Origin of the sequence: Pseudomonas sp. S4_EA_1b, from assembly GCF_016307435.1 — a bacterium.
GTDB classification, from domain to species: domain Bacteria; phylum Pseudomonadota; class Gammaproteobacteria; order Pseudomonadales; family Pseudomonadaceae; genus Aquipseudomonas; species Aquipseudomonas rhodesiae.
In genome coordinates, this window is the sequence record NZ_JAEILC010000084.1 from 22,997 (window position 1) to 34,819 (window position 11,823).

The following is an 11,823-nucleotide window of genomic DNA, read 5'->3' on the forward strand; positions in this document are numbered from 1 at the left end:
GCTTCTTCAACGCTTGGATCTTCTCAAGTGGGACATGCAAAAATGCATCTATTCGCCCCTGTGACTGGGCCAGTTCCAGGCAAAAATGTATTAACCCGGATTTCTCATGAGGCCGGCAGGCGTGGCCGGTGAAGCCTCGGCGTATCAACAACCTGCCTTCCACCGCTAAAAATTGATCGTTTTTTATTCAATTCCCGCGTATGGGGCGCACTGCCCCCTTTCCCCCATTGAGCCGGGCCGGGGGCGCCCGCCTGTTCAGGTCGGCTTGAGGCGGGCAACCAGCCCCGCAAAGAGTTCCTGATGCGGATAGGCCTCGCTGATCAGCACGCGGATGCGCCGGCTGTTGCGAATGATCACCGCACCGATCTTGAGCAGTTTCAAGCGCAGGTTATGGATGCTCATGCGCGCCAATGCGGTGCCCTGGAGATGATCGCGTAGCCGTTCGAACAGCACATAGGCAAAGGCCGACAGCATCAGCCGCCACTGGTTGGTCCACCAGCGTGGGCTGGAGGTGCGGTCGGCGAACAGATCCAACTGTTGGTCCTTGATCCGATTCTCCATGTCGCCACGGCCGCAGTAGTCTTCGTAGTACTGCTGGGCAGCATCCTCGGCAAAGCGGGACACGACGATGAAGCGTGGATTGGCACCCTGCTCGCCATGTTCCAGGCGCGACACGACCAGGCGGCGCCTACGCCAACTACCGGCCTGATAGAGGAAGCGATACACGCCGGACATCTTCTGCCCGGTTTCTTGGTAGGCCTCGGCGACCGCTTGCATGGCCGGCGCCGCCATCCGCTGCAGGCGGGTGTTGCGGGCCAGACCCACCACATAATCCACCTGCTTGCGGTCACACCAGTCGAGCATGCGATGTCGGCAAAAACCGCCGTCACCGCGGAACACGATGCGGGTCTCTGGCCAGAAGCGGCGAATGAACTTGACCAGCAGTGCCAGGATGGCCCAACTGTGTCGGGCGCCATCGATGTTGCTCGGGCGCAAATAGCTCACCAGCAGATGGCGACCACAGAACACATAGAGCGGCAGGAAGCAGTAATGGTCGTAATAGCCATGGAAGAAGCGCCCTTCCTGATCACCATGCACCGGCACATCGGTCGCATCGAAGTCGAGCACGATCTCAGCCGGCGCCTGGTCATGCTGGGCGATGAAGTGCTCCCACAGCAGGCGATGGGCTTGCACCACCGTTTCGCGATCGGCTTGCTGTTCCAGGCGCCCCAGAGTGGATTTGCCGGCCAGCGGTTGCAGGCGGTTGACCGCAGTCTGCAGCGCGTAGTCATGGCGCAGGCCGTCATGATCGTTGAGATCCTCGTAGCCGGCGGCCAGTGCATAGATACGCTGGGCGAGCAGTGTCTGCAGTCCGTGCTGGACACGCCCAGGATCACGCCGATCGGGAACGATTTTGGCCAGGCGGCGGGTCAAGCCATGTTGCTGGTCGACCTCGCGCAGCAGCAACAAGCCCGCATCCGAGGTGATGTGACCACCGGTGAAAGAGGCCTCGACGAGGCGGCGAGAGAGGGGTGAAAAGTGGAGTTTTTCTGGTAGCATTTTGTGCGCGGCTGAAGACTTATGGGGCTTTGTTTGGCGACAAGAATCATAAGGCTTTCAGCCGTTTTTGTTTATGCGGTCATGAGAAATCCGGGTTAAGTGGTGCGTCAGCAGCCGCGGGAGCTTGCGGTTTCCTATTCGGTGGCAGAGTGCATGGAGAGGTTTGACCCACCGATAGGGACGAATACGGCTTATGCGTACAACACAGGGCGTGAAGATAGAGGGAAGGGCGGGAGTGAGTTCTCCGCTGGTTACTTCAAGGGAGCTGAAAATGGAAAGCTGGGAGAAGGGGCCTCAATTCACCGTAGAAGGGCTTTCAATCAGAGTACTTTGCGCACACGGAGAGGATCCGGTAACGGCCGTATCTGCTAAGGAGGGGCGTTTCTACTACGCAGAAAAGGTGCAAGGCCTGCCTGCTGATGTCCTGGACCCAGGTCATGATTGGCTTACGAGATTCCTGGAGCGTGCTAAGCGCAAGAAGCTGCAGCAGGAAGAATTCCTCGGACGTCAGGCTAATGGACTCCAGCGGTTAGCGCTGGCTCGATAAGCCAGCGCCATAGGCCGACCATGTTGGTGATACTGAAACAAACCTGCATCGATAACATCCACCACGCGCGGATGTGAATCGCAAATCCTGAAAGCAGGACGCTGCTGATCGAAAACCCCACCCAGCCGTAGCTGGACACCGGGGTATTTGATGCAATCAGCGCGGCACCAATAATCCCCGCCACGGCGCCTACCCCTTCCATCACTCGAATCAAATTCATCGCCAAGGGCTCCCATCCGTATAGGACGATTCTCACGCCAATGGGATATAGGAGGCTGGCAATTGGGCCCAGAGAAGGGGATGGCCCGCCGCCTCACACGAGACTTGCTTTGAGTGAGGAGGCGAACCTGGTCGTGGTGTTTAAAGAAGAGGCCTGGCTAGCCGCGGCTTGTGTTCGGGTTAGTGAGTAGGCGGCGACAGTTTTATTGCGCGGCGGCGCTCTAGGCGCCATAGCAGCCGTCCAAGCAACCAGTTGAGGAGGGCACCTGCAGACAACGCGATCGCTGCCACTAGCAGAAGCTGGGCAAGGCGATTCAGGATTGGGGATTCCGACAGACCTAGGAAGAAACCGATTTCCTCCTGGTATAGCCAGGAGACGGACAACAGCGCCGAGAAAAGGATCACGCACATGGAGCGTGACAGGAATTCGATCAGTTTGATCATTGTGGTCTCGCAAAAGTGCCGCCGGCGAACCGGCGGCTATGGTTCAGGGCCTTAGAAACTATCGGAGGTTGAGAAGCCACCGCCGCCGAAACTGCTCGAGCTAGAGAATCCGCCACCACCGAAACCCGAAGAGCCAGAGCTGAAACCGCCTCCGCCAAAAGTATCTTCGTCAGGGATACGGCTGGCAGAACTTTCGACTTTGCTTGTCACAGAGCTCGACGACAAACTGCCTGCCATGTAGCCGATCAGGAGGCTGTCGAGGTCCAGTGAGTCGGAATACCGATATTTCGAGCTGTTGTAACTCGAGGTTTTGAGTTTCCTTTCGATGTCTTTAGCACGCTCGTACTGCCGAGATTGAGCCTCGCGCTCTTCTCGCAGCTTAGGTATAGCGTCACGAACCTTCCGTAGTTCCTCATACAGATTTCGGGCGCTGATAGCGTAGGCGTCATCAGCTGGGTTCTCAGTTTTCCGGCAAAGCTCTACCAGCTCGGAAATGGACTTCTGTTGTAGTGCGCCGACCATGAGGTCGTGTGCTTTACGGTGGTAGACGTCCGTTTTAGCAGAGAACTGATCGAGCTGCTGGTGGATGGAGTTTGCCTTCTCTTTAAGGTCGGCGATCAGCTGCTCTTTGGTTTCAATCTCTTTTTCGAGGTCGACCAACTTGAAGCGTTCGGCTGCATCCTGGCGCTGCTTAGCTACCTCCGTTTCACGAGCTTGGACTTCAGAAATGAGGTCGTCCATTTGCTGCTGGTTAGCGGTGGCCAGGGCGAGAAGAGTGTCGTAATTGGACTTGTTGCGGAGATAGTTGATGCGGCCAGCTACCCAGCGATCGAGGAAAAGAGAAACCTTGCTGCCCGCGTATTCTTGCGTACCGAAGCGTTGACGCTCCAGGTAGAGGAATAGCTTGCTGGATCTGAAGGCTGGAAGCTTGTGCTCAACTTCGGCCTTGATCTCAGCGTACGAGGGGGTCCCCAAGGTCGCAGCCAATTGAGCGTCGTCACGAGCGTTCACCGCGGCACGAAAAGCTTCATCGGCGCCCAGCGCCTTAAGCATCTCGCCCTCGATATCGTCGGATTTGTTTTTAAGAGCCTGGTGAGTGGAGATGGTTTGGCCTATCTCAGCTTCAACACGGGCGAGATTCTCTTGCAGATGCACGATTGCACTCTGCCGGGTAGCCAATGTGGTTCTAACCTCGTGGTTCAGCAGATTGCTGTCACCGAGTTGAATCGCGGCGATTTTGCTGAGCTGATCAAGGATCTGTTGCTCCAACTTCAACTCATCGGAAGTCGCCTGGGTCAGTGCTCTATCAGAAGCACGGAAGGTGCTTTCGAATTTGCGGGTGTTGTCCTGAACCCGCTGAATAACTGTACTTGCCTTCATTGGGTCACCATTCCAGGATCATGTTGTGAGACGGGTGGGCGCGATCGCTGTAGCTGATCTCGAAGGTTCGGTCTGCCTTTGAGCCCATGTCCCTCTGGTCAACCTTTCCATCAGCCTGCTTGTCGGCCTTGACTCGTTGGTACTCATCCGAAGGCACGCGGAGGCCAAAATACTTCACCTCGCGGGTCTGCCCGCTTTCTGAGCTGGTGATCTTCAAAGGCACGACGCGGCCAGTTGGATCGACTGCCTCGACTATCAAGTACCAAGCCTTTCCCTGTCCGGAAGAGGCGCCGTTCTGAATTCGCTCAGCCCCAGATTTGATCCCGGTCCGATCGACAATTCGCAGCTGGAAAGGGGTAAGTGCGTAGGACTTCATTGCCTCAAGCTCATCAATGACGCTCTCGGCACCGCGGATATCAAGCCCTTTGATAGCTTCTCTCGCCCTGTCAGCAGTGAGGTTGACCAGGCCGTAATCAGACTTGCTTCGCAGCTTCATTGCGTTGAAATCAGCGATCACTTGGTCAAGGTGCGACTCGGTAGCTTGTACACGCGCGCTGTCGCTAAGGAGCCTGGTCAGAGCAGCTACAGCTTTCCGAGCTGCTTGGAGGTCCGACTCCGTGCTTGCTTGATTGATCAGTCGTTCTGCTTCAGCCGCGGCCTTGGGAAGCGTTGGGTAACGACCCTTCATCGACTGATAGTCGGAACCAGCAACTGTCGTTGAGAGGTCTTCGTTTGCGCTAATGAGCGCGATCGCAGAGTTGAGGTCTTCTTTGGCAGAGTTGATTCGGTTGTACGCCTTGTCTAGACGTGCCGATTGGGAATCGAGCGTTTGCTGGTTCTCTTGCCGGGATTCGTAGCTAATGCTCTTGAGAGGCTCAATTACATTCAGCTGTTCAGCCTCGGCTGCTGATGCACGAGCTCTGAGCAGCATGCGGTTGGCAGCTGGGAGCTTCGCTTCGGCCAGCGAGCTTGCCAGCCTGGTGATCCTTACTTGGACATCCAGGATCTCAAGAGTGAGGTCTGCGCTGCTGCTCTTAAGAGTTGACGCAGTATCGAAAAGGGAAGCTACCACACCCTCCTGGTGCGTTTTGAATGCATACGACCCCAGACTGAAGCTCACAACACAAAAGAGGCATCCCAAGATCGCCCTTGGCACCCATACGCGACGCGATATGACAAGTGCTGCCCAAGTCCGCGAGAACATACCGAGCTTCGGGGCATCAAACATCAGACGCTTGGAGAAGTACTCTTTGACGCCCTTATCCAGAACGTCGCTGCTTACCTCGATGTTTTTGCTCTGGTAGTAGTCGCTCAGCCGGCGCACGACTTCTGCGCGGCGTTCTGGGAGATTCAGAAGGTCTTGCACAAGCAGCTGGCGATGTCGCAGTTCATCCACGACCCCCATTGCTCCCATTTGTTCGGAGAGAGTGATGCTGCCCATTTACTGCCCCTTGGCTACCAGTGCTGTGAAGCGGCGCTTTGCGGTCTCAGTTGCATCGGCGATCTCGTTTGCTGCAGCGGTCGACTCCTTCCGAAGCTCGTCGATGAGGCTGAGGCTGCTTTCCTGGAAGGCGACAACGGCATCTGCCAGTGCCTTCACAGACTCTACCTTCAGCGTGGAGCCATAGCCCGATCGCAAGGCCTGGTTGAGTTGGTCGGTACCAGTGGTGGCTAGGGCCTCAAGGGACTTGCCCATTCCGTCCTTCATTGCCTCCAGGGTATTGGTGGCCTCAGCTAGACCGCTGTTCGAGGTGAAGGCCGCGGCCAGCCCCGAGAAAACAGTTTCGTTTGTACTGAAGAAGGAAATGGAGCGCTGGCGGAGGCGCTCTTTGACTGTCTGTGCCTGCTGGAGGCGAGCGAAGACGACTTCTGCGGTGTTGTAGCCAACCTTCAAGTCATCCGCGATGTCCTTGATGATCTGGTAGGACTCGTCTTCCTGCTGCACTGCACGAAGGGCTTCATCACGCTTCAACTCAAGAGCGCTACGTGCAGCTTGGTCATCCCCAGTGGCGTCTGCTACCGCTGCACTTGCGGCTTCCAGGTCAGCTTTGCGCTGATTGAGGGCATCAGTAGCAGCCGAAAGAACCTGCTGTGCCTCAACTTCTGCACTTTTCAGCGCCATACGGAAATCTTGGTAGGCGCCCAGGATAGCGGCTTCGATCTCAAGCTGTTCCCCACAGGACTTCACGACCTCCAGATACGACTGGTGGATTTTGTTGAAGCGGTCTGGAATCGAACCACGGCTGAGCTTCATCCAGTTGAGCTTCAGCTTTTCGGTGAAGTCCAGCTTGCCGTCGGCCATCCACAGCGCCATTTCGGCAGCGTCGTCGCGAATGGAGTTGAAGCTGGTGGTGATTTCTGCGAAGCGAGTGGAAATCTCCATCCCCTGGATTTTCTCGCGGATGACCGCGTTGAAGGCAGAGGATTGCTGCAGAGTTGCGGCGATAGATGCGACCTTGTTGAGGTCGTACTTGGCGACTTTGTCCAACAGCTTAAGCACCGGTGCTTCTTGGACTTCAGGCTGGAAGAGAATGCCAACAGTGCGAAGCGTGCTTACAGCGCGATCGAGGTAGTTCATTCGAAACCCTTGGGATGACGTGGTTAGGGAAGGCGACTTTTCAGTGCACCCTGATCCTCCCATAGAGTTGGAATATGCAAGTCCCGCATTAGCGCCCCGCAGTGGGGCCAATTGATGGTCTGTACGCCCGCAGCGACCAATTGAGAGAAATGGGTCTGTAGGCAGCAGGTATTTGCCCCCGCTACCGGGCCGGATTCGCCCCCGAGCCAGGCGCGATATAGAAGAGACTGTTTCGAGATGTCCTGCAGGATGGCGCGGCTTCCGCAGAGCTCCGACCCACCAACACCCGCAGGCGGAAGATCATTTGCAAAGGACTTTCGGGCATGAAGAACATATGGGCCGTAGCTGCAACCGTTATCGGGTTCGCAGTCGCGACTAGCACTTATGTGGAGGCAAATGCAGGGCCAGCCGCTTCAGGGGTGAGGGCCTCGGCTGAGACTACATCTCAGGAAAGTGCTCCTGGGCCGCAAGCTCCGGTAAAAATCACAGACGTGCGCCGGTATATGTCGCAGTTCCGCCAGCTTTTACCAGGAGAAAAACGCCTTCTGCTGCCAATCAAACAGTGGAAAGTTTCTGATGATGGGACAGGATTCGATATCTGTGGCGGGGCTATCACAAGGGGTGGCGAATGCGAGGTTGGCGGTTTTCTATCCGCAAGCCGCACCATCCCATTCGTGTCCCCAGCCGAAGCTGTGACGGCCGCGGATCCGAAAGCCAAGCTCGTAGAAATTGAGCGAGAGAAGAGGTACCTCCGACTCATCTTCACGATTGATCCTGCATCAAAGGCCACGACGTCCTCGCTGCCAAGCGGGAGTGGCATTTCCTATGGCGGAGCTTTCCCCAATGCAGGATCGATACCTGAAGAGCCAGGCAGCGCAATCGAACAGATTGCGAGCTTCCTGACCTGGTTGGTTCCGCTAGGGACTCTGGGAGTGCTGGTCTCATGGCTAGTGTGGAGCTCCGGTCCAGCACCTTCATCTTCCCGCATGGTGAGTACAAGCTCTCAGCATTCATCCAGTCAGCGGCCCCAGCCTGTACCTCACCTCGAGCAGGTTATTGGCCAGGCTTCTTCGCCTCCCCTCCAGCTAGAGCCAGAGCCGATTGAGCCTCGCAGGCCGGGTTACCGAAAGGTGGTCTTGGACTGACCAATTCCGGCGCAACGAAGGTACTTCGCCTCTCAATTGGCTACCTCGTAAGGGGCAGATGAGCTCCCTCGCGAGCCCCAAAAAAAGAACAATGAGACATCCCTGGGCTTTGTGCCCTCTCGGAAATCGCTTGAGGACAAATTCATGAGCAACTCGATCCCCTCCTATGACAGCCTCGACATCCCGATCCGCCTCTCATTTCCCGTGATCAGTATCAATACGTTTGAGCTGTCTCGAGCAGAAAGCGCTGTACGTGATTCGGCAAAGCGGCTGAAAAAAGGCTTTAAGCTGATGGAGTTCAAAGCGCTCCCTTCGCCGAATTTCTTTACGGAACTGGCCGGTAAAGCGAGCGGAGACGACCTTAATGGTGTTGTAGTTCTTGATCGGTTCTTCTTCGATCGGGCAAAGGTTAACCCTGAAGCTATCCCGGCGCTTAAAGCCTCAATTGAAGAGCTGGAGAGACACGGAATAAATTACATCATTGCAGGACGCGATGACGTCAACGAAGAATTTGTATATCACCTTGATCTTCCGCCAATGGAGCAGGAAGAAATTACAAACCTCCTAAAGGAGTGCGAAGCAAATATCCCAAGCTCTGGGGAGCTTTTCCATGCGACCGAACGGGTGGTGATCGCTAATCATGCCCGCGGGCTTAGCTACACCCAGATGAAAAACGTCTTTAACTACATTGCATACCTCAAGTACAAAAACCAGGATTACCTGGGCGAGATTCGGCGCGAGAAGAACCACATTCTGCGCGATGTAGGGCTGGATGTTCTGGAGTCTGTACCAATCGGAAGTGTTGGTGGTCTGGAAAACCTCAAAGAGTTCTTGGACATTCGAAAAGCCGGCTGGGATCGAGATCTTCCGGTGAAAGGACTTCTGTTGGTGGGCGTTCCTGGAGGCGGTAAATCACTTGCCGCAAAAGCTGCCGCTGATGTATTTGGCACCGCTCTTGTAAGCCTTGATATGTCTCGGTTTTATTCAAAATTCCTCGGTGAAACTGAGGCTAAGTTTTCCCGTGCGCTGCACACCATCGAGCAGATATCTCCTGTAGTCGTATTGATCGATGAAATGGAGAAGGCTTTTGGAACCGGTGAAGGTGAGCACGAGGTTTCCAAACGGCTGCTGGGGAAATTCTTGAGTTGGCTTCAGGAGCGAAAGAAGAAGATCTTCATTGTTGGTACTGCCAACCGTGTCAGCGCACTGCCGCCTGAGCTTATGCGGGCTGGCCGATGGGATCGTTCCTTTTTTATCGACCTACCGTCCCAGGCTGAAAGAAGTGCGATCTTTGGGATTCATCTGAGGAAGAATCAGGCTGCCGTGGATGAGTTTGATGTGCCCATGCTGGTACGGATGAGCGAGGGGTATACAGGCGCCGAAATCGAGCAAGCTGTAATTGACGCTCTGTATTTGGCAAATGCTAAAGATCAGCAGATTAACCAAGGGATTCTGGTCGAGGCACTGCAGCAGATCACACCAACAAGCGAGACGAGAAAGGAAGACATCAATCGCATTCGAGAGCTGCGAAATAACGGCTTCTATCCAGCGAACCGCTATGAGGAAGAGACCCCTCAAGCAGGCCGTCGAATTAGCGTTTAAGAACTGAGGGAGTACCAAGATGAGCCACATCGTTAAAGGCAGAGTTTCCGTTGCTTACCAGGACAAAGATGTCCTCATCAAAGCGTTGCAAGTAGTTGGCAATGTTTATGTGGACGAGCGGCTGTACCGGGTAGGTGTAGGTTTCACCTCCGAGAAATACAGTTTGGTGCTGGTTGATAAGAGTGATACACACAAGCGGATTGGTTACAACCTAGAGAGTGGGGTGTGGAGCCAGTTTCAAGAAGACTGGGGAAGCTACGGGGAGTGGACAAAGGCCGCGGCGTCCAAGATCCAGGATGCCTACATTGCTTTCCACTACCAGAAGCAACTGGAAAGTGATGGCTTCAATGTGACAGTCACGCAACTGGCTGATGGTAGCCTTAACGTATTTGCAGAGGAGAAGTCATTTTGAAAAGTGTGACGATCAGAATCCACGAAGGGAAGATCAGCGCGGATTACACCGGTTTCGTGGGAAAGGCATGTGAAGCCCTGGACGATCGTATTCGTCCTGAGGGGCTTGTCGTTGAAGAGAAGGAATTGAAGCCTGAACATGGGTTTGTTACTGCAGGTGATCAGCAGCAAACTGTAGAAAGCAACTGGTGATGCTTATGAGCCGTAGGGGAATTCTCCTTCTGTGCGGGCTAGCAGTGGCGACTCTACCTGGGTTATCCCTAGGGGGGCCGTATGGGGTAAAGCCGGCTGAAATTCAGCCTGCTCGCATCCTCCTTGATGGAGAAAAGGTAGAAACCTACGGCCAAAACAAATGGGCACCATCATCTACTAAAGATGGTACGGGGATTGTGATCTGTGGAGGCCAGTTTAGTCGGGGAAAATGCAGGGTTGAATCGGAGGGCATGATGGGTGTGTTGGGGGCTAAAGAAAGCGCCCCAGTTCTTCCGCTGTCTGAGGCGATAGCAGCTGTTAATCCTCAGGCCAAGTTAATAGACGCACAGGTGCAAGGTCGTTCACTTAAAGTCTACTACAGGGTAGATACTGCAAAGCCTTCTGATCTGAGTGAGAAATTACCGACCGGCTTCGGTATTGATTTCAAAGGAAACAGTAGTGATGCCCCAATCATTAATTTCTGGGACTGGGTTGGGTTCTGGGCAGTCGTTCTCGCACTAGCGTCTGTATATGTGATCTGGTCCTTCAAGAGCACGTCGGTGCAGCGTGTGGTTGGGAATACAGCCCCCGTTACTCCTAGTGCGTTGAGTCATATTCCTATTCCAACATATCTGCCGACTTCGCAGGTTGCCAACAGTATTCATGCTTCAGATAGGTCGCAAACAGGCGGCCTGTCGCCAAACCACGAAATTGCCAAAAGAAAAATCATTCTTGATTAGGACATTGTTCCTCATGAAATCATTAAAAGCGACGCCAAACGTATTGGATGGACGTGCGGCATCGGTGAGGTGTCCACGTAGAATCGTAGTAAAAGATGGTGTCGTCTGTGGATTTCACGATGAGGTTAACTTCGAGGGGTTAACCCTCGAGAGCTACGAAAAAAAACGTGTATCAAAGATCATCCCAGACAACCTCTGTTTGAGGGTCTGCTTCTACATCTTGAGAATTGGCTTCGGCGAGGTTGGTATTGTTTCTGATTGGACCAGAAGTTGGCGGTGTATTTGGCTTCTGGTGGTTGATGCTGAATCTAAAGGGAGGTTTCATGATCGGCAAGAAGCGATCCGGTTCGAAAAAGAGTTAATATTCCAGCAAGGGAAACTAAATGTGGAGGGCGCAAATGCTTAATATCTGTCTGCGCCGCACAATTTTCTTTGTTTTTCTGTGTGGTTGGCTAATCACACCGGTAACAGCATCTGAGGATCGTCAGCCCGAACGAGTCCGTGAAATTAGCCTCCAACCTAATCAGTGGCGGGACACTTCTCATGGCGTTGAATATTGTGAGGGCGTTTTCAGGCGCTATGGCGGGTCTGAGAGCGAGGCTAAGTGCCGCGTTAGTGTCGGAGGTATTTCGGGTTTCATTGGCTCGATGCGTGATGGGAAAGCTATTCCATTGGCGGACGCACTAGTAGTAATGAATGGTATGAGCCTAAAGCGCTATCAGGGCAATGTTATTCGAACGCATGAAAAACCATCTCGTGGTTTAGTCGTGACTTACTCCCTTGTTGAGAGGCCTGGCGCAAATGCAGATGTGTCCCTTGCGGGTGAGTCGGAGAAGACGCCTGAGGTAGAGAAGAAAGAAAAAGACGTTCCAGGTTTTGTCTATTTACTCGCCATCATAGTAGTACTTGGCTTTGCCTTCCTCTCCTTAGCCTATCCCTTGTTCGGTCCGTTATCACTTGGTAGCGGACTGGTTATCGTTATAGCAGGGCGGCGGCAAAAACTGA

Annotated in this window: 12 protein-coding genes; 6 read left to right on the plus strand and 6 right to left on the minus strand. The window is 54.3% G+C overall.

Annotated elements, in window-relative coordinates:
• Window positions 1-255 precede the first annotated feature (255 nt).
• From YA0848_RS24040 to YA0848_RS24065, 6 genes are all read right to left on the minus strand, one after another.
• Window positions 256-1,560 carry an IS1380-like element ISPa33 family transposase gene (locus tag YA0848_RS24040; RefSeq protein ID WP_038409882.1) on the minus strand — a complete coding sequence of 435 codons (1,305 nt, stop codon included), beginning with the start codon at window positions 1,558-1,560 and terminating at the stop codon, window positions 256-258.
• Window positions 1,561-2,072: 512 nt separating this feature from the next.
• Complete coding sequence (locus tag YA0848_RS24045) at window positions 2,073-2,327, minus strand: hypothetical protein (RefSeq protein ID WP_198731441.1); 255 nt, start codon at window positions 2,325-2,327, stop codon at window positions 2,073-2,075.
• Between the two features lie 179 nt (window positions 2,328-2,506).
• Complete coding sequence (locus YA0848_RS24050; protein WP_065085847.1) at window positions 2,507-2,770, minus strand: hypothetical protein; 264 nt, start codon at window positions 2,768-2,770, stop codon at window positions 2,507-2,509.
• A gap of 51 nt (window positions 2,771-2,821) precedes the next feature.
• Window positions 2,822-4,150 carry a hypothetical protein gene (locus tag YA0848_RS24055; protein WP_065085846.1) on the minus strand — a complete coding sequence of 443 codons (1,329 nt, stop codon included), beginning with the start codon at window positions 4,148-4,150 and terminating at the stop codon, window positions 2,822-2,824.
• Between the two features lie 4 nt (window positions 4,151-4,154).
• Window positions 4,155-5,591, minus strand: a complete 1,437-nt coding sequence (locus YA0848_RS24060; protein ID WP_065085845.1) for a DUF6384 family protein — start codon at window positions 5,589-5,591, stop codon at window positions 4,155-4,157.
• Complete coding sequence (locus tag YA0848_RS24065; protein WP_065085844.1) at window positions 5,592-6,728, minus strand: merozoite surface protein 3b; 1,137 nt, start codon at window positions 6,726-6,728, stop codon at window positions 5,592-5,594. It abuts the gene before it with no gap.
• A 1,289-nt stretch (window positions 6,729-8,017) separates the two neighbouring features.
• Between YA0848_RS24065 and YA0848_RS24070 the strand changes: the two genes are divergently transcribed.
• From YA0848_RS24070 to YA0848_RS24095, 6 genes are all read left to right on the plus strand, one after another.
• Window positions 8,018-9,475: an AAA family ATPase gene (locus YA0848_RS24070; protein ID WP_065085843.1), complete on the plus strand. Its 1,458-nt coding sequence runs from the start codon at window positions 8,018-8,020 to the stop codon at window positions 9,473-9,475.
• A 19-nt stretch (window positions 9,476-9,494) separates the two neighbouring features.
• Window positions 9,495-9,887 (plus strand): hypothetical protein, encoded by a 393-nt coding sequence (locus YA0848_RS24075; RefSeq protein ID WP_065085842.1) that lies wholly within the window; start codon window positions 9,495-9,497, stop codon window positions 9,885-9,887.
• Window positions 9,884-10,078 carry a hypothetical protein gene (locus YA0848_RS24080; RefSeq protein ID WP_065327860.1) on the plus strand — a complete coding sequence of 65 codons (195 nt, stop codon included), beginning with the start codon at window positions 9,884-9,886 and terminating at the stop codon, window positions 10,076-10,078. The genes YA0848_RS24075 and YA0848_RS24080 overlap by 4 nt, the downstream gene beginning before the upstream one ends.
• Before the next feature lie 5 nt (window positions 10,079-10,083).
• Window positions 10,084-10,818: a hypothetical protein gene (locus YA0848_RS24085; protein WP_143481286.1), complete on the plus strand. Its 735-nt coding sequence runs from the start codon at window positions 10,084-10,086 to the stop codon at window positions 10,816-10,818.
• A 13-nt stretch (window positions 10,819-10,831) separates the two neighbouring features.
• Window positions 10,832-11,224 carry a hypothetical protein gene (locus tag YA0848_RS24090; RefSeq protein ID WP_198731442.1) on the plus strand — a complete coding sequence of 131 codons (393 nt, stop codon included), beginning with the start codon at window positions 10,832-10,834 and terminating at the stop codon, window positions 11,222-11,224.
• A partial coding sequence (locus YA0848_RS24095) for a hypothetical protein (RefSeq protein WP_198731443.1) occupies window positions 11,217-11,823 on the plus strand: 607 nt, incomplete at its 3' end. The genes YA0848_RS24090 and YA0848_RS24095, both read left to right, overlap by 8 nt.